General features: G+C 47.7%; 13 protein-coding genes. All 13 read left to right on the top strand.

Annotated elements, in window-relative coordinates:
• Nucleotides 1-17: 17 nt before the first annotated feature.
• The 13 genes from ABE504_RS08905 to ABE504_RS08845 all read left to right on the top strand — a co-directional run bounded on the left by ABE504_RS08905 (nucleotide 18) and on the right by ABE504_RS08845 (nucleotide 21,854).
• Complete coding sequence (locus tag ABE504_RS08905) at nucleotides 18-1,724, top strand: right-handed parallel beta-helix repeat-containing protein (RefSeq protein WP_430087287.1); 1,707 nt, start codon at nucleotides 18-20, stop codon at nucleotides 1,722-1,724.
• Nucleotides 1,725-1,821: 97 nt separating this feature from the next.
• Nucleotides 1,822-2,940, top strand: coding sequence for an ABC transporter ATP-binding protein (locus tag ABE504_RS08900; RefSeq protein ID WP_430087284.1), 1,119 nt, complete (start codon nucleotides 1,822-1,824; stop codon nucleotides 2,938-2,940).
• A gap of 19 nt (nucleotides 2,941-2,959) precedes the next feature.
• Complete coding sequence (locus tag ABE504_RS08895; RefSeq protein WP_430087281.1) at nucleotides 2,960-5,899, top strand: extracellular solute-binding protein; 2,940 nt, start codon at nucleotides 2,960-2,962, stop codon at nucleotides 5,897-5,899.
• Nucleotides 5,896-6,864 carry a carbohydrate ABC transporter permease gene (locus ABE504_RS08890; RefSeq protein WP_430087277.1) on the top strand — a complete coding sequence of 323 codons (969 nt, stop codon included), beginning with the start codon at nucleotides 5,896-5,898 and terminating at the stop codon, nucleotides 6,862-6,864. Before ABE504_RS08895 ends, ABE504_RS08890 begins: the two co-directional genes overlap by 4 nt.
• Nucleotides 6,864-7,736 carry a carbohydrate ABC transporter permease gene (locus ABE504_RS08885; RefSeq protein WP_430087275.1) on the top strand — a complete coding sequence of 291 codons (873 nt, stop codon included), beginning with the start codon at nucleotides 6,864-6,866 and terminating at the stop codon, nucleotides 7,734-7,736. Before ABE504_RS08890 ends, ABE504_RS08885 begins: the two co-directional genes overlap by 1 nt.
• Before the next feature lie 47 nt (nucleotides 7,737-7,783).
• On the top strand, nucleotides 7,784-9,847 hold the full coding sequence (locus tag ABE504_RS08880) for a hypothetical protein (protein ID WP_430087272.1): 2,064 nt from the start codon (nucleotides 7,784-7,786) through the stop codon (nucleotides 9,845-9,847).
• Nucleotides 9,840-12,032 (top strand): DUF5696 domain-containing protein, encoded by a 2,193-nt coding sequence (locus ABE504_RS08875; RefSeq protein WP_430087269.1) that lies wholly within the window; start codon nucleotides 9,840-9,842, stop codon nucleotides 12,030-12,032. Before ABE504_RS08880 ends, ABE504_RS08875 begins: the two co-directional genes overlap by 8 nt.
• Complete coding sequence (locus ABE504_RS08870) at nucleotides 12,029-12,970, top strand: carbohydrate ABC transporter permease (protein WP_430087266.1); 942 nt, start codon at nucleotides 12,029-12,031, stop codon at nucleotides 12,968-12,970. The genes ABE504_RS08875 and ABE504_RS08870 overlap by 4 nt, the downstream gene beginning before the upstream one ends.
• Entirely contained in the window at nucleotides 12,967-13,944 is a 978-nt protein-coding gene (locus tag ABE504_RS08865; RefSeq protein ID WP_430087264.1) for a carbohydrate ABC transporter permease, read from the top strand. The genes ABE504_RS08870 and ABE504_RS08865 overlap by 4 nt, the downstream gene beginning before the upstream one ends.
• A 175-nt stretch (nucleotides 13,945-14,119) precedes the next feature.
• On the top strand, nucleotides 14,120-15,478 hold the full coding sequence (locus tag ABE504_RS08860) for an ABC transporter substrate-binding protein (RefSeq protein WP_430087261.1): 1,359 nt from the start codon (nucleotides 14,120-14,122) through the stop codon (nucleotides 15,476-15,478).
• A 299-nt stretch (nucleotides 15,479-15,777) separates the two neighbouring features.
• Nucleotides 15,778-17,832 (top strand): peptidoglycan D,D-transpeptidase FtsI family protein, encoded by a 2,055-nt coding sequence (locus ABE504_RS08855; protein WP_430087259.1) that lies wholly within the window; start codon nucleotides 15,778-15,780, stop codon nucleotides 17,830-17,832.
• A gap of 247 nt (nucleotides 17,833-18,079) precedes the next feature.
• The gene (locus ABE504_RS08850; protein WP_430087257.1) at nucleotides 18,080-19,102 is read left to right on the top strand and encodes a LacI family DNA-binding transcriptional regulator; all 1,023 of its coding nucleotides are present in this window, start codon (nucleotides 18,080-18,082) and stop codon (nucleotides 19,100-19,102) included.
• A 157-nt stretch (nucleotides 19,103-19,259) separates the two neighbouring features.
• Entirely contained in the window at nucleotides 19,260-21,854 is a 2,595-nt protein-coding gene (locus ABE504_RS08845; protein ID WP_430087254.1) for a glycoside hydrolase family 2 protein, read from the top strand.
• Nucleotides 21,855-22,221: the final 367 nt, after the last annotated feature.

Raw genomic sequence — 22,221 nt, 5'->3', positions numbered from 1 at the left:
AAATGGAGAGCTGGTCATTGTCCATTCTATCTATTCAAGATTTCGGGGCAGAGCCTAATCAAGCCTCAGACGCTACGCTAGCCGTTTTTGCCGCGCTGGAGCGCTGCAGAGAGCTCGAACGCCCGACGCTTCTTTTTCCGGAAGGAACGTATCATTTCTGGCCGGAGCATGCGGTAGAGCGTCAGTTGTTTATTCCGAATCACGACCAGGACAAGAATCGAAGGATCGCATTTCCTTTGTTTGGCATGAATGGCTTAACGATTGACGGTCAGGGCTCTGAATTTATTTTCCACGGTTTGACACTGCCTTTTGTTCTGGACCAATGCGAGGACGTCACAGTGAGAAATGTCCGACTCGATTGGGAACGGCCCATCTTGTCGCAAGGGAAAGTGATTAGGGCGGGGGAGGGGACTTTCGATGTCGAAATTGGTGTCGAATACCCATTCAAGATAGCTGGCCGACAGCTTGTTTTTATAGGAGAAGGTTGGGAGGAGCCTTGTAAAGGCATCATTGAGATGGACCTTGTCACCAAGACGCCTGCCTTTCAATCCGGGGATTATTTGAACTACGGGCATTATGCAAAACTGCAAGTGGAGCCGCTCTCAACCAATGTGATTCGCTATAGTGGAGCAGGCAGCAGGCTGCCGAAAGTGGGAAGCGTTCTCATTTTCCAGTGCGGCGGCCGAGATTGCCCGGGATTCTATGTGAACAGCAGTTTGAATACAAAACTGGAAGGCGTCGAGCTTCACCATGCAATCGGGATGGGCGTCATCGCACAGCGAAGTGAGAATATCACACTGCGAGGCGTAGGTATCACGCTTCGTCCGGGCACCAGTCGATTATTCACAACAGCCGCGGATGCGACGCATTTTGTATACTGCCGGGGACGCATCGAGATGGAAGGGTGCACATTCGAGAACCAGATGGACGATCCTTGCAACGTGCACGGTATTTATATGACATTTCAACGGCAAATCTCGGAAGATACGCTGCTGCTCAGGTTGAATCATATGCAGCAGCGAGGAGCTGCCGTTTTCCAACCAGGTGAACATGTTCGCTTCATCGACAAACAATCGCTGCTGCCCCAGCTGGAAGCCGTAGTTAAAGGGGGACGCTGCTTGAATCCTGAATTTTATCTCCTGACGTTTGATCGAAAGCTGCCGCGAACCGTCGATCTGAACAGCGCCGTAGAGAATATGTCCTGGGCGGCAGATGTCTTGATTCGGCAGTGCACAGCGCGGGCTAATCGGGCCAGAGGCTTTCTTATTACAACTCCTGGTAAAGTGTTGATAGAGAACAATCTTATCTCCACACCCGGTTCGGGAATCAAAATTTCCGGCGATGCAAATCATTGGTTCGAATCCGGCGCTGTCCGGGATATTATGATTCGCGGCAATACGTTTGAAGATTGCAACTATTGTTATCCGGAATGGGGCAGCGCGGCGATCGATATCGATCCGGAGATCCAAAGGGCGGATCCTGGAGGCGAATGCTACCATGCCAATATCGTCATCGAGGGCAACCGCTTCATTGCCTTCCATCCTTATTTGCTCAAAGGGAGAAGCGTGAACGGCATCACGTTTACGAATAATGTCGTCGTGCGTTCCAACCGATATCCAGCCATTCGGAATGCAGAATATGATATCTCCCTGAGTACTTGTAAGAACATCACCGTAAACGATAATCAATGCCCTACTGATGCTAAAATTATAGTAAATGTATAGTAAAAAAAGGTTGAAATATCAGACGTGCTGAACTAAGATGTTAGTAAATATTTACAACCAATGCATGATCGAACGCTAAGGGATGAAGGTGATCATAGTGGCGAGTATTTCATTTCATCACGTATTCAAGTATTACAAAACGGAAAAGAAGCCTTCAGTAAATGATTTCCATCTGGAAGTGGCTGACGGTGAGTTTCTCGTTTTGGTCGGACCTTCGGGCTGCGGCAAAACGACAACGCTGCGTATGCTTTCGGGCTTGGAGGAAATATCCCAAGGAGAGATTTATATTGGCAACCGCTTTGTGAACTATGTGTCGCCCAAGGATCGCGATATTGCCATGGTTTTTCAAAATTACGCACTTTATCCGAATCTTTCTGTATACGAGAACATGGCACTAGGTCTAAAATTGCGTAAGGTTGCGAAGCATGAAGTGGACCTTCGGGTAAAGAAAGCTGCGCGTATCCTGGAAATTACGAATCACTTGGAGAAGAAACCGAACCAACTGTCCGGTGGGCAGAAGCAGCGTGTTGCGCTGGGCAGGGCGATCGTTCGAGAACCGGCGGTGTTCCTCATGGATGAACCGCTTTCGAATCTGGATGCCAAGCTAAGGACACAGACGAGAGCAGAGCTCATTAAGATGCATCAATCGCTGCAAACGACGACGGTGTATGTTACGCATGATCAGACCGAAGCCTTGACGATGGGAACTCGAATCGTTGTGATGAAGGACGGCGTCATTCAACAGGTGGATACGCCTTCCCAAGTTTACACGAAGCCCAACAATTTGTTTGTCGCCAGCTTTATCGGATCACCGGCGATGAATTTCATAAAAGGGGCTGTAAGCGAAAGCTCAGGCAAGTTTTATTTTATCAATAAACGGCTTCATCTGCTCATTCCTGAACACTATTATCCGTATTTTCGCAAGACGAACGCCAATTTGCGGGAAATTGTGCTTGGGCTGCGGCCCGAGCACGTGAAAAGCGATGAGGCAGCGGTAAGAGCCCTGCAGTCGTGTAAAGTAAGCGCTTTAATGGAGATTACCGAGATGATGGGTGCTGATACCTATTTGTATGTCAAAGTCGGTGAAGATCAACTGATCTCGCGTGTGGTAGAAGCGCGGGAACATTATGCACCGAATGAGCCCGTCGACATTGCGCTGCAGATGGATAAAGCGCATTTCTTCGATGAAAAGACCGGAGACTCGATCTGCTGCTAGACGGAACGGAGGCCGAAATATGAACTATCGGAAAGCAATCGTCTATATGTCGGTGATTGCCGTCATTGTGGGCTTTTATGGAATTCGGGCTGCGTTCGATACTGAGACAATTCCCTCAGTTGCAGCGGAGAGTATGACGCTTCCGGCAACGAATGGCGAAGGCCTTCCATATTATTTGGAGGTTGAACGCCGGAATGCTTCTTCCGGGATTCACGTCTATACGGGACAGCCGGCGATTGCATCAGCTGTCCAGTACAGTTCCGCAGCGGAAGGCGCCCAGGTTGAGCGCATTCAAGATGCTGGGATGGGCGGAGATGTGCTTCGCTGGAGCAACGGAGCAGGGGCTGTCGAGTGGGAGTTGCAAATTCCCCAAGAGGGGCTCTATAACCTCGAGTTGACCTATCAGTCGGTAGGCGATAGTTCTTCCTCCATATATTACGGGCTCGAGATTGATGGCAAGCTTCCGTTCGCCGAGGCAGCTTCGGTCGAATTTACCAAATTGTGGCGGGATGCCGCCTATCCTTACAAGAAAGATGAGCTAGGAAACGATATTCGAGCCGAACAGGAGCAGGTGAAGGATTGGCAGACGATGAGGTATACGGATTACAGTGTCTCCTCGCACCCGCTCGCCTTTCATTTAACGGCCGGCAAGCATGTCATACGATTTCATGCCATTAACGAGGGAATGCTGTGGAAATCGCTCGCTTTCGTCGCGCCAGCTGCCGTACCTGAGTATGAGGCGTATGCGAAATCCAATCCGAATCCTCCGCAGCCGAGTAATGGGAATTGGTTTACGAAGGTGGAAGCCGAGCATTACAGCATCAAATCGCACACTGGCGTTCAGCCAGGTACCCGGAACGAAGCGTACGTTTCGCCAGATCCGAAGGGTAGGATCATCTATAACGTCATCGACGGTGATAAATGGAAGAAGCCCGGCCAATGGCTAGCATGGGACATTGAGGTGCCGCAAACGGGCTGGTACGAAATCGAAACGAAATATTATCAGCGTTATCAAGGGAAAACGAACGTGTACCGAACGATTATGATTGACGGCAAGGTTCCATTTGCCGAGATGCAGCATTACACATTCCCTTATAATGACAAGCTTGAACTTTATCCTCTTCAAGATGCGCAAGGGAAGCCTTTCAAGTTTTATTTGGAGGAGGGGAAGCACGAGCTCCGCATGATTGCGGACGGCTCACAGGTGGATCCGGCCTACTTGTCCCTTTCTTCCGTTCTCAGCGATGTCAATGATCTGGAGCAGCAGCTGCGCAAAATAACAGGGGATTACGGTGCGAACAGCGGGGATACTTACCGGACCTGGGACCTGGACAGCTATCTGCCGGACGTTCAAGAGCGGCTGCAGTCCATTTTGGATCGTTTACATCAACTGACAGCTTATATGAACGGTTTAAACCACGCGGAGACAACGGCTACGAATTCGGTTAAAGCTGCTGAGGACATGGTTGAAAGTTTAATGGCTGATGTCAATAAGATTCCGAATAAGCTAAGTGTTTTTCCGGATATGAAGCTTAAACTCAGCACTTGGCTGGATAGCTATAACGATCAAAGCTTATTGCTGGATTATGTGGTGGTCCGGGACCCGGAAGCAGAGACAGGACTGAAGACGGCGAACACAGGCGCTCAGATGCTGTATGCTGTCAGCAATTTTTTCAAGACTTTCTATTTTCAGTATGATACACGTTCGCATCATCAGCAAGATAGTCTAGAGGTATGGGTCGGCCGCAATCGGGATTATGCCGGTTTGCTGCAAGAGATGATTAATCAGGATTTTACACCGAAGTCAGGCATTAACGTCAATGTCAATTTGATGCCGGATCCCAATGCCCTGCTGCTAAGCAATGCGGCCGGGGATCAGCCGGATGTAGCGCTCGGCGTATTCCAGGACACGCCGGTTGATTTTGCGATGCGCGGAGCGGTGGCGGACTTGCGTCAATTCGGCGATTATGACGAGGTGTCGGCACGATTTAATCCTGGCGCGATGCGAAATCTGAGCTATAAGCAAGGCATGTATGCACTTCCGGAAACGCAAGTGTTTCATCTGATGTTCTACCGGAAAAGCCTAATGAAAGAGCTGGGGCTTGAGGTCCCTCAGACATGGGACGATGTAAGGAAACTGCTTCCTTCCTTACAGGAAAAAGGGCTGGCTTTTTATTATCCGAATAAGGATTACGTTCCGTTTTTCTATATGCAGGGGGCGGAGTTTTACTCGCCGGACGGGTTAAAGACGGCATTTAATACGGAACCTGGCTATGAGGCTTTTAAGCTTTGGACAGATTTGTTTATCAAGTTTGATTTGCCGAAGGACGTTCCTTCTTTCTTTAACCACTTTAAGCTTGGCGATATGCCGCTTGGGGTTGGGGATTATAATACGTATCTGCAGCTTCTGTCTTCTGCGCCTGAAATCCTCGGTGACTGGGGCATTGCGCCGATCCCTGGCGTGAAACAGACGGACGGTCAGATCGCCCGCTGGTCGCAAAATACGATGAGCTCCGCGATACTGCTGGAAAAAAGCGAGAAGAAAGCAAAGGCTTGGGAGTTCATGAAATGGTGGACGTCGGACCGCGTACAGCTGCAGTATGGGAGCGATATCGAATCGTTCTACGGGATAGCCTACCGTTGGAACACAGCGAATATGCGAGCGCTGGCCGCAATGCCATGGCCGTCAGAGGATATGGCTGCTATCGAAGAGCAGAACCGTTGGGTGAAGAACGTGCCGAACGTGCCTGGCGGCTACTTCCTGTCGCGCGAGATGGAGTTTGCCTGGAACCGGGTTGTGGTCGACAAGCTGCCACCTAAGGATTCTCTGGATAAAGGGGCAATATCGTTGGAAAAGGAAATGCAGCGAAAGCAGAGTAATTTGGGCATTACCGCTTCGGATGCCCTTGACATCCGGAGTTATGAGCAGCCATACGATTGGGGGAACGCAGCGCCATGAAGTCAGTTGTTTCGGTAGACAAACGAAGTGCGCCATCGATACCGTTGATGTTCATCCGGAAGCTGCTGTCCGTCTTGTACCGGGATCGGCTATCCTATCTTTTTCTGGCGCCGTTTATGCTGTGCTTCGCATTTTTTATACTGGCACCGGTATGCATGGCGATCTTTATGAGCTTCACCTCGTATGACGGCTTTCAGTCGCCGACGTTTATCGGTTTTCGCAACTTTATTTCTTTACTCACGCAGGACCAGATTTTTATGAAGTATGCCCTGCCGAATACGCTGAAGTTTGCATTTTTTGTGGGCCCTATCGGCTATATGTTGACATTCTTCGTCGCCTGGCTCATTTACCAGATGCCCAAAAGCATTCGCGACCTTGTTTCCTTGGCCTTCTATGCGCCGTCTATGGCAGGCGGCGTTGCGCTGACCGTCGTTTGGCAGGCGGCATTCAGCGGCGACTACGTCGGGTATCTCAACCATCTGCTGATAAAGATAGGATTAATCGAAACGCCCATTCTGTGGCTGCAATCCCCATCGTACTTCTTGAATATTATGATTATTGTCACGATCTGGATGAGCTTTGGCGTTGGTTTTCTGGCGATGCTGGCCGGCTTTGATACAGTCAATAAGGAATTGTATGAAGCTGGGCGCATCGACGGTATCTCCAATCGGCTGCAGGAGGTGTTCTATATTACAGTTCCTTCCATGAAGCCACAAATGCTGTTCTCCTCCGTCATGGCGATCGTAGGCACTTTAAAGGCAGGGGCAATTTCAACGCAGCTATCGGGAGCGCAGATCTCACCCCAGTACTCCGGACATCTGATTCTCAATCATATTGACGATTATGCTTTTCTTCGCTACGAGCTAGGCTACGCGTCGATGATTTCTGTTGTGCTGCTCCTGATTTCTTATTTTGCAATGAAACTTAGTTACCGGCTCTTTGGTCAAAAGGAAGGTGAGTCATAATGGCGGCCGTTCTCCAACATCTTCGAAGAATGACGGTATCGGAAATTGTTCTCCTCATCGTGCTGCTGCTGACGGCTGCCTTCTTGTCGCTTCCGATTGTCTATATCGTCAATCATGCATTTAAGCCGTACAGTGAATTGTTTGCGTTTCCTCCGACGTTTATCGTTAAGCAGCCGACACTGGCCAATTTCAATGAGTTGTTCCAGCGCACCTCAACGGGTGCGGTACCGTTCACCCGTTATGCTTTCAACAGTGTGATCGTCGTGGCGTGTACGCTGGTCTGTGTCATCATCTCGAGCTGTATGGCCGCTTTCGTTCTGTCAAAACACAAATTCGCATTGAAATCGATTGTCATGGGGGTCATCATGCTTGCGTTGATGTATGCGCCGGAAACGGTCGCCATCCCGCGCTATCTGATGATCTCCTGGCTGAACATCAATAATACGTACCTGGGCCACGTGCTGCCTTTTGTCGCATCACCGGTCGCGGTTTTTCTCATGAAACAATTTATCGATCAAATTCCGAATGAGCTGCTGGAAGCGGCCAAAATCGACGGAGCTTCCGAGCTGCGCATCTTTGCCAGTATGGTTGTGCCGCTCTCTTTTCCAGCTGTCGCGACTATTTCAATTATTACGATTCAAGCTGTATGGGGCGATACGCAGTCATCGACCTTGTTTATGCAAGACGAAACGATGAAAACGCTCCCCTATTTTATTACAACGTTAACGACAGCGGCAGCCGGCGGCAATACGATTGCCGGTCAAGGCATGGCGGCGGCGGCGGGCCTCCTGATGTTTATACCGAACCTGATTGTGTTCCTTGTTTTTCAGAAGCGGATCATGGAGACGATGCTGCACTCCGGTGTGAAATAACGTTCGCCTGTTTGATCTGCGAAGCTACCTAGGAAAGAGGGTCTTGTATGCGTACAAGCAGGAATATCGTTTGGATTGTGCTGATCGTCATCCTGTTGTTTCCGGCATCAGCGCGCGCATCGCAGCCTTACGATACCTTTTTTGTCAATCACGGTTCAACGGGGGACTACATCTCCTATATGCAGGATGTCTATACGACAGGGAGCACGTTTGTCGGGCTGGGGAAGACCGCTTTCAACAGTCCCTCCGACCTGTACATCACGAGCACCGACGATATCTATGTCGCAGACACCGGCAACCATCGCATCGTGCAGTTGGACGCTCGCGGCAATTGGTTGCGAGAGATTGGCAAAGAGAAGGGGCCGGGACAGCTGAAGTCGCCGGAGGGCGTGTTCGTGACCGGAGATGGCACGATTTATGCTGCGGATACCGGGAATCAGCGCGTTGTGATCTACAACAGCCAGGGTGTGTTTGAAAGAGAAATCAAAAAGCCGGACTCCCCCTATTTGCCGAAAGATTATTATTTTGTACCTGTGAAGCTCGCTGTGGATGCCAGAAACGTACTGTACGTTGTATCGAAAGGCTCGTATCAAGGTTTGATACGGCTTGGCATAACCGGGGAATTCGAGGGCTTCTTCGGAGGGAACAAATCCAGTGCCTCGGCGATGGACCGTTTGAAACGGCTTATTTTTACAAAGGATCAGATGGAGAAAGAAACGGCTATTCGTCCGCCGGCCATTTCAAATGTGACGCTCAGCAGTGAAGGATTCCTATATACCGACACCATGACCGTCGACAAAAATCAGATCAAGCAACTGAGTGCAAATGGCTCTAATCGGCTACAGGATTCCAAAACTGTCAAGTTCAGTGACTCCGATCAAATTGTGGACGTAGCCCTGGATCGCAATCAGTTTATGTATGTGCTCGATCAGCGGCTAACGACTCGAAAAACGCGCAAATCGGGGATGATTTCCATCTACGCTCCCGGGGGAGGCGAGTTATTTCGCTTCGGCCAAGCGTTTCAAACGCCGGAACAGAAAGGCATTTTGGCCTATCCCGTCTCCATTGGCGTAAACTCAAAAGATGAGCTGTTCGTGCTGGATAAAACGCTCAATCTGATTCAGACGTATGAACGGACCGAATTCGGGCGTACGTTTCTGAAGGCGGCGAATGACTACTTCATTGGAGATTATGCGCAGAGTAAAGAGAACTGGCAGAAGGTTCTGAAGCAGAATGAACTCATCAGCCTAACCTATAGCGGTCTGGGGGAAGTCGCGCTGAAAGAAGGACGCACGGAAGAGGCTATGGCAAACTTCCGTGAGACATACGATGCCGAAGGCTACTCCGAAGCTTTCTGGACGTATCGGATGCAGTGGATTGACGACAAGCTCATTGTGACATTGGCTGGTCTAATCGGCTTGTGGCTCCTGTACCGTTTTGCGCTGAAACGCCGAATCGCAGCAGCCGTCGAGCGTTTGCCGCAGGCTCTACGGACGATTGCAGGTGAGCTTCGGGAAGGGCTGTTTATTATGTTTCATCCGTACGAAGGGTTCTACCGGCTGAAAGGAAGAAAGATCACTGTGTGGAGTCTGCTGATTCAGGTTGTTTTCATCTTGATGGCCAAGTTGGCGAATGTATACTGGACAGGGTTCATCTTCCACCCGTTCAATCTGAAATCGATAATTTGGTGGAAGGATCAGTTGTATCTGGTGGTGCCCGTCGCGACCTGGATTATTGCTAACTATTTGATAAGCACGATTAAAGACGGAGAGGGGCGATTCCGTGAGGTGCTGCAAGGCGCCATTTACGCTATGGTTCCCTATGTGCTCTTTTCGATTCCAATTCTGTTGCTCTCCAACATCTTGGTGCTTGAGGAAAAAATTTTAATCACGATGTTAACGACGATCATGTGGTTGTGGGTTGGCTTGCTGTTCTTTGTTAAGGCTCAAGTTACGCATAATTTTGAGTTTGTAGAAAATATTCGGAATTCTATCACCACCGTACTGACCATCGGGATGATTTGGGTGTTCATTGCGGTCGGCGCGGGGTTGACCTTCAATCTCTGGGATTTTATCTATTCGCTGTATAAGGAGGTCGCATTCCTTGGGTAAACCGCTATGGAAAAACCGGAATTTGGGAATCGTCGGTGGCGTGCTGCTTATTGCGCTTGGTGCTGGCGGCTATGCCGCTGCTTCTTCGGATTCACTTTCGGTCAAAGTCGACTTTCCGCCGCGGGAATCCCGGTTCCTGCCGCTGTCGACAGGCAGTTCGCTTCAGCCAGCGTCCGATGCGAACGGCTGGACCGTCATCAAGCGCACGCAGCGCTATGTCTTGCAGTTGAACCTGGAGACCGGTAACTTCGCCGTCAAGGATGTGGCAACGGGATTTATGTGGACTGCATTTGCAGGAGCATCTCAGCTTTCGAAGGAGAAGGTATCGGGTACGCTGCGGACGAACCTGGAATCCCCGTTTATTCTGGAGTATTCGGAGTCTTCGGCCATTCAGCGCAAAATCAAGAACGCCAAGGATTCAAATCTCAACGTTGCCTTCTCTTCAACGGATTCCGGTTTTGCGGTAGATTATATGTTCAATGACATTCAAATCGGATTCCGGATGGAGGTCGATTTGACCGAGTATGGCTTGAAGGTGACGATTCCCGTCAAGAGCATTTCCGAAAAAGAAAAGTTCAAGCTGATCTCGATTCAATCCTTGCCCTTCTTTGGCGCGGCTGGCTCTGATGCAGAAGCAGGCTACATCTTTGTGCCGGATGGACCAGGCGGACTCATTCGCTTTCCGCAGGAGCGTGAGCGGGTCGGGAAGGGATATGAGCAGCCGGTCTACGGTGCCGAGCTGACAAGCGGCAATATCCCGGAAACCAATATAATGCCGGTAATGATGCCTGTTTTCGGTATGAAACAGGGCAATCACGCCTTTATAGCCATTATTGATCAGGGTGATCAGACATCATGGATTCAGGCAGCTACACCGGGTTTAGTGAGTGAAATGAATTCGGTAGGCGCCAAGTTCGTCTATAGGGAAGAGTACGACCGGAGGCTGAGCCTCAGCGGCAAATCGATGCGCGTATTTCAAGAGAAGATGACGGCACAGGACAGAGTAATGGAGTACCACCTGCTTAGCGGCGAACAAGCGAACTATGTCGGTATGGCACAGGCTTACAGAGATTACATGCTGGATACGAAACGAATCACCAATAAGCTGTCGCCTGCTGCTCATGTACCACTGGATCTTACGCTAATCGGCGGCGATTCAGATTGGTTTAACAATTCTGGTTACACGCCTGCGACCACGTTTCAGCAAGCTCGCGATATTACGGATGACTTGAAAAAGAGCGGTGTATCGGCCATGAATGTGACGTTTGAGCAATGGCAGGAGAAGGGCAGTCTTAGTAAAACGAAAACCTTCTCACTGGAGCCGAAGCTTGGCGGTGAAGCCGATCTGAAAGCCTTTGTGGATTCGGCTCACGGAAATGGTTACAAAGTGCTCTTTAAAAGTGATGTCGTAGAGGCTAGCTCTGAATTTGTCAAGCATTCACCCAAATCTTTTGGCATTCGTTCCATTGAGGGAAGTGTTTTTACAGATGACGAATGGTTCTGGTTCACGCCTAACGTCTCGTACAATCTTACGAAGCAAATCGTTGGCAAGCTGAAGGGCTTTGGCATCGACGGCATTCAGTTTTCTAATATTGGCCAACTGATTTTTCGCGATTATAACCCGAAATTAACTTATCAGCGGGAAGATTCGGCGTATGTCTATCAGCATATGTTGGAGGAAGTGAACAAGGAGCTGGGAACGAGCGGCGTAAGCTTGGGTAACGCCTATACGCTGCAAAGCGCTAAGCATATTCAGAATTTGCCTAATGACGTCAACCATTTCTACGATGTCGGGGAAATGGTGCCATTTGCTCCGATTGTGCTCCACGGCAATATCAGCTATACGATGGGATCAGGCAATATCCGAAATAACGCGCAAGAGGAGTTCCTCCGGGCAATCGAGTATGGCGCTCTGCCGTCCTTTACCTTAACCGCTGAATCCACACGTGCACTGCTCGAAACGTACTCTTGGGGTGTTTATAGCAGCCGCTATGCGTCTTGGAAGGATCAAGTGCTTGAAGAGTATCGCCAATTTGAACAACTGGCTTCGGCCTATGATCAGCCCATTATTGGACATCGACAGACGCAGAAGGGCGTCTTTGAAACGTTATACGGCAACGGCCTGCGTGTCACTGTGGATTACAACAACCTGTCGTTTCGGGTAGAGAAGGAGGGGGGCGCTTGAAAACGGTCATATCCCCTAGCCCGCAAAGTGCGGAGAAGAATGCGGCTATCCTGCGCAACAAGCGGAAGGCGCGCTTAACTTTCAAGTGGAAAGAATACGGCGTGGGCTACTTGTTCATGCTCCCTTGGCTTATCGGCTTTACTGTGTTTATGGCGTTTCCGATCAGCTGGTCCTTATATTTAAGTTTTAATAAAGTCAGTTTGACCGGGAGCGGGTTCAAATATCAGTGGATTGGCTTGCAGAATTTCAAGGATGCACTGTTCAAGGATAATGAGTACAGCGTGCAAATGATCGGTTTTTTTCAGCAATTGTTGGTGATGCTGCCCGTGATCATTATTTTCTCGCTGCTCATCGCCATTCTGCTCAATCAACAATTTCCCGGCAGATTTCTTTTCCGGGCGATATTTTTCTTGCCGGTCATTTTCTCGACGGGGCAAGTGCTGACGGAGCTGTTCAAGCAAGGCGCTGGCGACGTGCCGTTCATCTCGCAGTATGGCATCGATACGTTTGTGACCGAGCATTTCAGCAAGTCGCTCGCGGATCCGATCATAAGTTTCCTAGGTATGATTATTATTATCCTGTGGTCGTCAGGCGTGCAGATTCTGATCTTTATTGCCGGCTTTCAAACGGTTTCCCGCTCCATTTATGAAGCGGTTCGTATCGATGGTGCATCGCCTTGGGAGAGTTTCTGGAAAATAACGCTGCCGAGCATGGTGCCATTCATAGCGCTTAATTTGCTTTATACAGCGGTGGATCTGTTTACATTTCCACTGAATCCCGTTATGGAGCAAATTCGGAAGAACATGTTCAATATGTCGACAGGGTATGGTTATGCCAGTGCACTCGCTTGGTTTTATTTCCTCCTGATTACCATCGTGATCGCATTCATTCTATGGTTCTTGAGCAGCGCCAATCGGTCGAGGAGGGGTCAGAGATGAAGGAAGCTGCGTCATTCCGCCAAGTACTTCAATCCGTACAAGCTTTTCTGGAAGGCAGAAAGGCTCAGAAGCTCAAATTGCTCATTCTCGGGCAGCATACCAATGATGGTTGGCTGGCGAAAATCATCATCTATTATTTGCTGTCTATCGTGGCGTATTTGTATTTGCAGCCGTTTTTCTACATGATTTCGACGATGTTCAAAAGCTTGGGAGATTTGCTGGACCCCACTGTACAATGGATTCCGCGGTCGATAGATTGGAGCAATCTAGCGCGAGCTTTCAAGGGTCTTCAATATTCTGAAGCCGTGCTGAACACGACGACAATTGCTTTATGTGGCTCGCTAATTCAGGTATTGATCTGCGGTATGACAGGTTATGCGCTGGCGAGGCTCAAGTTTCCGGGAAAAAGTCTGATCTTTGGGCTTGTCTTTCTCACGTTTTTAATTCCACCGCAAATTATTATTATCCCGCTGTACGTCATCTTCAGTAAATTGGGGTGGCTCAATACACCATTGGTATTCCTGGTACCGGCGATGTTCGGGCAAGGGATTAAGAGCGCATTGTTTATTATCATTTTCAGACAATTTTTTAATTCACTTCCCAACGCGTTGGAAGAAGCGGCCATGATCGACGGAGCATCTGTATTTCGCTTGTTTTTTCGTATTATTTTTCCGCTTTCGCTACCTGCTTGCCTAGTCGTGTTTCTGTTTTCTTTTGTTTGGTACTGGAATGAGTTTTACTTGTCGTCTTTTTTTCTTTCATCGCATTTTACGCCGTTGTCTCTCAGACTCGGTTCTTTGGAAACTGTCATATTCGGGCCGAATCCTGTTCCGGAAGCCCAATTGAACAATCCGGTGACGGAAGGAACGAAGATGGCCGGTGCCTTCTTAATCGTATTTCCGCCATTGCTGCTCTACATGATCGCACAACGATGGTTCGTCGAAGGGATTGAGCGGACGGGATTAGTTGATTAATAATATTAAACTAAAAATTTTGAAATTAAATTAAATTTTAGTTGAAATTTAAACTAAAATTCATTATGATGAGGGTAGATTTACCAAGTGAGCATAAGGGGGGACTTCTCAAGGCAAGGCGCTTCCTCGTTTAGAACGTCCAGATGGGTTGCAAACAAATTTATGGAGGGTTTCTATGAGAAAAACATTTCCAGTTTCAGTTATTTCTGCACTTATGATTTCATCCATACTGCTTAGTGCATGCTCAAGCTCCAATGAACCCACTTCTAGTACGGCGCAGCCCAATGTGTCGGAGTCTCCGAAAGAAACAGCGAAAGCGGCAGAGCCCGTAACACTGAGGTACATTCGCGGTTCGGCGCTTTCCGACAATGAGAAGACATATCTTGAACTGTTCCATAAGCAAAATCCCAATATTACGATTCAAGTGGAGCAGGCCGGAGGCGGAATCGGCGATATTATGGAGAAAGCTGCAGCACTGCAAGCGGCAGGTACTCCAGGCGATATTACGTGGGTGCAGAATGTGCTCCCTTGGGGCAAAGATGATTTGCTGCTGGACCTGACGCCATATATGAAATCCGATCCTGTTCTAAGCAAGGCCAAAATCCCGGCTGATTCTTTGAAAGCGCTGCAATTTAAAGGTAAGCAGGTTGCGGTTCCGAGAGCAGAAAATCCGATCATTATATTCGTCAATAAAGATCTGCTTGCCAAACACGGCGTCGACATGCCGAAGAACGATTGGACGTGGGAGGATTATCGGGAAGTCGCCAAAAAGGTGACAGATCCCAAAGCAGGGGAATACGGCATTGCCTACGGTCCGTTTAACTCGATTATTACAGCGGGAGTGCTTCCGGTTGCAAATGGTACGTCACCGAATCTTTATTTTATGGATAAGGACTGGAAGCAAAGCTTGATGGGAACACCTGCGGGGCGAAGCGACATTGAATGGATTACGGATTTGCAGCGCGTCGATCACTCCATAGGAACATGGGATGAGCTTACTAAGGCCGGAGCCGATGATGGATGGTTAAAAGGAAAAACGGCCTTTGAAATCCATGGGGTATGGGAAGGGAAAAATCGAAGAGATAAGGCGAAATTCAACTGGGATGTATTGCCACTGCCGAAAGGCAAAGAAAAGCAAATCGGCTATAATGTCGGCACGGGTATCGGTGTGCTTGCCGCTTCCAAGCATCCTGCAGAAGCAGTGAAGTTCCTATCCTTTATGCACACGGTGGAAGCGCAAAAGCTCATGATGCAAAACGGTGACTTCCCATTAACGGAAGATCAGGAATTGAAGCAGGCGCTGCTTGAAACGCCGATCTGGAAAGGCACGAACATTTTGGCGTCGATTGGGGTCGAGATGAGAGCGGAGCCTGTCGGTTCGATTGTAGGATCTGAAGAGTATGTGCAGTGGTGGAGCGATGATGTACAGAAAGCTTTCAAAGAAGGTGCGGATCAAAACAAATCGTTATTCAATCAAGCACAGCATTTTAATGAAGTGACTTTGAAATTACGCAAGGATCTCGGATTGGAGTAAGAGATAGAAATAGAAGCGGCTGTTCTTCCCGGACGAGATGGGGGGAACAGTTTTTTTCTATGGATGTGGAATCACTTTAAAAGATGAAAGCCAAATATAGAAACAATTCCCCCTAATTTTAAACCAAAAATGATGTAGCTTTTTTTGTATAATGAAGCAGGGGTGTAGTTGTCTAATAATCCTCCATAGAAATATTTCTTTCATACTGAATCAAAATAACTTAAAATTGAACTAAAATTTTGGGCTTTTCGTCCATTTAATACAGAGAACGAGTTGAGCGAGAAAGGAAATCAATAAATATGAAGTCATCAATTATGGATGATCCAAAGAAAAAAGAAATAACAAAAAAGAAGCACTTTTCCATTCGAATCAATATATTTTTCTTCGCAACTTTTATTTTGTTTTCAGTGCTAATTGTACGATTGGCAATTCTTCAATTTGTTCAATCTAAGGAATTAAAAGCAGAGGAGAATACAAATACAAATCAGACTAATAAGATTGCTCCAATTCGTGGAAACATTTTTGACTCAACAAAGTCTCCACTTGCCTACACGATCCCAGTACAGTCTTTATTTTTTCGCATTGAACCAGGGCAACAGGATAAGGATGCTATTATTGCTTTAGCAAAGCGTCTAAAGACCGATGTTTTTGATAAGTATGGTAAGCCGAATACCGTTAATCCGACTCCAGAAGAGATTGTTCTCTCGATGGATCTTGGTTATGACATAAATAAAAATAAAGTAAAAGATCCAAGCTACTACTACGTTCCCCGTAGAATTAAGGCAGATTTGTCCAAAAGTGAGATTGCCTTTCTACTGGAGCACAGAGATGAGTTTAAGTGGTTAGAAGTGGCGGAAGAAAGTATACGTGCCTATGAAATGGATGATGATAATACAACTATCGCGACGCAACTAGTAGGTTACACCAATGCTTTTTCAACTCAAACAGCTAAAGAAATCTATAAAGACAATCCCAATAGCGAAGAATATCTAAGTAACGAAAACGTTGGATTCGATGGAATAGAGCGGATGTTTCAAGATGAGCTACGCGGTAAGAATGGTAGTAAAAAATATCCAGTTAATGCTGCAATGAAAATCATCGGTAGAGCAGAAGTGACCGCGCCGATAAAGGGAAATAATCTATATTTAACGATCAATAAAGACATTCAGAAGACAACGGAGAAAATGCTAAAAGATCATATTAACTATCTTCGTGAGCCTTCTCATGCCAATGACGCTTATTTAAAATGGGGCATGAAAGCATCTTCAGCCTTCGCGGTTGCGATGGAAGTGGATACCGGCCGCATTGTGACAATGGCAAATTATCCTGATTATGATGCAAATAAGTGGACCGGTGGTATATCGCCAACTATTTATAAAGACATCAGTACATATATTTCAAATGGAACCATTATGACAGCAAAGGCGAAATACCCTGATGAAAAAGAGAATGCGAAGCATCCTTCTTCCATCGTATTTATGGGTTCTACTATTAAGCCGCTCTCTGTCCTCATCGGACTTAAAGAAAAGTTATTTACAGCGGGCCAAACATATTACGATTCGGGTACGTTTAACTTTGGTAAAGATGGTCATATTTCGAACTCGGATAAAGCAGCATACTATAATATAAATGCATCAGAAGCGATTGAACACTCTTCGAACACGTATATGTCAGCAATGGTTGGCATTCCGTTCTGGATCAAGTATGGACGTGAGGATTCTAATGTAACCACTAAATGGGCAGAGTATCTCTCTAAATTTGGATTAGGTGTGAAAACAGGTAGCGGCTTGCCGGGTGAATTTGCAGGTTCTAATGACTTCTTTAAAAACGCAGAAAAAGATAGCTATCAATCAGCTATGGTTTATGCTTCTTGGGGGCAAAACGAAAAAACGACAACGCTTCAGTTAGCCCAATATACAGCGACATTAGCAAGTCGTGGAAAGAGAATGAAACCACTATTCGTTGATGAAATTCGAGATTATCAGGGGCAATTGGTGAAAAGGTTTGAACCTGAGGTTCTCGAGGATAGCTCAAAAGAGTTCGCTCAAGCAGATTGGAACACAATTATTCATGGGATGAAAAGCGGAGCAGAAGGGATTGAAGAACTTCCGTTCAATGTTGCCCGTAAGACAGGCACATCAACTCAGACAGTTTCCGGTGGATCGGTAGAAAATGCTGTATTTATCGCCTTTGCGCCAGTTGAAAGTCCGAAGCTTGCAGTTGCAGTTGTTGTTCCGGAAGGTGGTTTTGGACGGTATGGAGCATCTCCGATTGCCGCAAAAATCTTTCAGGCTTATGACACTGCTAACGATGGTATCTTAACTAAATTAGGTGGTGGTAAAAAGCCTTGGTAACGTTGAGATGAGGCTTCACATATTAAGTATAAGTACTCGTGTCGAGTATGGAGTAAAAGCTAAGTGTAGATAAGGACTTTACTCATGAGCGATGTCTCATGAATAAAGTCCTTTTTTACAATAAAGCTTAGAAAAGATGTGCGGTGTTAGAGGGTATCAATGCAAAAAATAAACTTCAAAAAAATAAATTTTTAGTATAAAATAAAGTAAAATATTGATATGCCCATGTCGAAAGAAGGAGGCTATTATGGTCACATTGAAGGATATTGCAAAGAAAGTGAATTTATCAGTGACCACGGTTTCCCGTGTCGTTAATTATAATGATACGAATATCTGCAGTGAGGAAACGCAGAAGCAGATTTGGTCTTTGGTGGAAAGTATGAATTATAAAGTAAAATCCAAGAAGGCGAAAACGATCAAGAAAACAGTTCACCAGGAAGCCTACAAATTAGGTTACGTGCTAGGGCAGTCTTCCTATGCTTCACAAGGCTCTTACGGTTACCACATTATTAAAGGGATCGAGTCGGAAGTCGTCAACCGCGGTTCTACCATTGCTTTCAGCTGCTTAAATTTGGAATTGTACAAACCGGCTGAGCTATGCGAGCGTATTGAAGAGGCGGCCGTCGATGCGATTATTTGGGTAGCGGGAACAGAGAAAGCGTATCTCAGTATGCTGACCGCTAAGGATTTCAAGGTGACGGTCGTTGGAATTGAGCCCAGCTTTCTTCCGGATCATGTCGATTATGTCGGTGTTGACTTCTATCCCGAAACGCTGAAATGGCTGAAAGCTAAGTTCGTAAATCAGTTCAAGCGAGCGGCTTATATTGGTCCTCTATACAGCTCGCGTTATGAGGCATTTATCGATGCTCATAAAATGATGGGCAAGACCGTGCAGCCTGATTTCATTATCGAACACGAAGGCTGGGAGATCGCGTCTGCGAAGTCGGCCATGGTGGATTTCCTGGAAAGCATTGATGCCAACAAACAATTGCCGGAAGCATTTTTTGCGGCAAGCGATTTGATCGCGATCGGCTCGCTAAATGCTTTTAAAGAGAAAGGGATTATCGTGCCGGATCAGGTAAAGATTCTCGGCTTTGATAATAATGAAATGGCTGGCTATTTAACGCCGGGACTGACAACCATCGGTGTCCCCACTTATGAGATCGGCGTGCTGGCTGTGCAAGCGGCGATCGCTCGAATGAGGGAGGAGCGGAACTTTCCGGTTCGATATATTTTGCCTACAACGTTTGTTGAACGGAATTCGCTTTAAATTTTAGTTTAATCAATTAATAAATTAAATTAAATTTTAGTTGATTTTATAGACGTTTTTCAATAAGATAAAGATAGTAGTTTAAGCTCTAATATATCAACTCAAATGAAATAGCCGTAAAATTTAAAGCGTTTTCAACGATGGGAGAGATTTCGGCATGAATTTGAATGACGTCAAGAAGGTTCCGCAGTATTCCACAGCCGGGTTTTACGGCATCGAAGGCAGCCCAAGGCAGGTGTACAATTTTAATCCGGGTTGGCGATTTATGAAAGGAGATCTCCAGGGAGCTCCGTACGAATATTGCGATGACGGCGACTGGGAACCCGTAGCGCTCCCGCATGGTTTGGAAATTACTGGGGATAATGCTAGCGGCATGCGGAATTATCAAGGCGCCGCCTGGTATCGAAAGCGCTTTACGCTTCCGGATTCCCTTCAGGGGAAACGGTTGCTGGTCTATTTTGAAGCCGTGATGGGAAAATCGGAAGTCTGGTTGAACGGCAAGGCGATTGCCCAGCATTTTGGCGGATATCTTCCATTCGCTGTCGACATCACCGATCTTGTTCGATTGGATGGTCGCGACAATGTGATGGCCGTTCGCGCTGACAATTCCAATGACCCTTCGTATCCACCGGGCAAAGAGCAGGATCACCTGGACTTTAGTTATTTAGGTGGCATATACCGCAATGTCTTTCTCATCGAGACGTCTCCGCTGCACGTTACGCATGCGCTCATGAGCCGGCAAGTAGCTGGAGGCGGAGTCTTCGTCGGCGTGCTCGAGGCGGAGGAACGTAAGGCGAAGCTGGAAGTCCATACTGAGGTTGTGAATGAGGACGACATGCCGCGCGCTTTCACGCTGCTTACTGTCTTGGAAACGAGGGAGGGAAAAGAGATTTTTGCGGCTCAGGAAGATGCGGAGCTGAAGCCCGGCGAATCGAGACAATTCGAGCTGCCGATGGAGCTGGAGGATGTCCGTCTTTGGGAACCGAATGATCCTTACTTGCATGATATTCGGACGGAGGTGCTAGTGGCCGGACGCGTGGTTGACAGCTTCAGAACCCGTTTTGGCATCAGGTTGTTCGAGATGCGCGGGGATGAAGGGTTTTTCGTGAACAAGAAGCACATCGGCTATAAATTAAGCGGCGTGAACCGTCATCAGGACTATGCATATGTCGGAAATGCACTACCGAATTCGGGGCAATGGCGGGATGCACTGCTGCTGCGGGAAGGCGGGTCGAATGTCGTTCGCTCAGCACACTATCCTTTGTCTCCAGCATTTATGGACGCTTGCGATGAGTTGGGCCTGCTCGTAACTGTTGCAAATCCCGGCTGGCAGTTCCACAATCACCGGGATCCGATTTTTGCGCAGCGCGTCATTCAAGATACGCGCGAAATGGTGCGGCGCGATCGCAACCGTCCGGCTGTCTTGCTGTGGGAAACGGCACTAAATGAAACGGACGATCAGCCGATTCCCATGCTGGAAGAAATGCACCAGATTGTGCATGAAGAGTTTCCGTTTCCGGGAGCATTTACCTGTGCGGACGTCGATCACGCCAAATTAGCGGGCTTCGATTTCTATTATCACGGCAGTATGTCGGATGAGAAATGCTCCTTGACCCGTGAATATGGGGATGGCGGAGAAGTTGACAATTTCTATTCGCAGAATGCAATGACCCGTGTCAAGCGGGAATGGGGCGAGCAAGCGATGTTGAATCAGGCTATGATTCGCGCGCGGGATCTAAAAGATATTTACGATACGCCTCCGAAACGAATCGGCGCTACGTTGTGGTGCGGTATCGATCATCAGAGAGGCTATCATCCGGACCCGTTCCTCGGCGGCGTGCTCGATGTGTACCGGCTTCCGCGTTATGCCTACTACTTGTTCAAAAGCCAGTACGATGCCGATTTCCGTTTGAGCGGGATTGCAACGGGCCCTATGGTCTATATCACGCATGAATTGTCGCAAGTTTCTGGTAGCGACGTTGTCATTTTTACGAACTGCGAAGAAATACGCCTTACGTGGCTCGGGCAAGTCGTGGGCACGCAGAAGCCTGAGCCCGGATATGGGGATATGCCGCACCCACCGGTAATTTTCCGCAACGTCTTCGATTTTCATGAAATATCATCGATGTGGCGCAATCGAACAAGAGAAATTGAAATGGTGGCAGAAGGCATAATCGGCGGCGAAGTGGTGTGCAGGATTGTCAAGCCTTACGCGGAGCGGCTTTCGGGCATTCGGCTGGAGCTTGATGATCAGAAGATCGCTCTGCTGGCGGACGGCTCGGATTTTGTCCCGGTCCGCGCTGTGTTAGTGGATAATAAAGGCGTTTCAAAAGTGCTGAATAGCGAATATATCCACTTTGAAGTGGAAGGCAGCGGAGAGCTCATCAGCGGATCATCTCCTGGCGCCAACCCGATGAAAACGCAATTTGGAGTGGCCACTGCTTTAATTCGCGCATCGACGGAAGCTGGGGAGATTCTCGTGAAAGCGTTTTGTGAAGGGCTGGGATCAGCTGAGCTAGTGCTGCAAGCTGTGAAGCCTGAGCTGCTGATGATCTTTGATCCGGTGTATGCAGAATGTGATCGAACGCAATTTCTGGCAACCGGCAATAGGCCTGTCTTTACGGGCGCAATAGCAGCCGAGCAAGCCAAGCCGGAGGACCTCTCCAGGCTTGAAGCGGAAATTAAACGGCTTCAACTTGAGCTGATTAGTAAAGAGCAAGATATTATGGAACTGCGGGGAAACCGCAAATAAATAAGGGAGATAAATCGAAAGGGAGCCATTACAATCCTTCAGGAGGAGGGTGATGGCTCTCTTTTCTTGTTGAACATAAGCTATAGGAGATGACAATTTGACGACAGCTTCGATCCTCTCTGTGCTGTGAAAAAAAGCTCCCTGGCTGGGAGCTCTTAGATAAAGCGCATTCAATTAGGAGGAGAAGGCGCTGAACTACCATGGAAGTCAGACAGGCGTTCACATCGTCAATCTTACTGGGGTGAAAGTAGTCTATGTCATTATTATAAGAAGAATGACTGTTGCTTTGGATGGCGAAAAGGAAGATTTTCCCTGTTAAATATGAAGATCTTTATCTTCGTTTTCATCATAAACACCTTCACTCCGT

Source organism: Paenibacillus oryzisoli (genome assembly GCF_050467285.1).
GTDB classification, from domain to species: Bacteria; Bacillota; Bacilli; order Paenibacillales; family NBRC-103111; genus Paenibacillus_E; species Paenibacillus_E oryzisoli_A.
The sequence above is the reverse complement of the archived record's forward strand: the minus strand, read 5'-3'. Positions and strand labels throughout refer to the sequence as shown.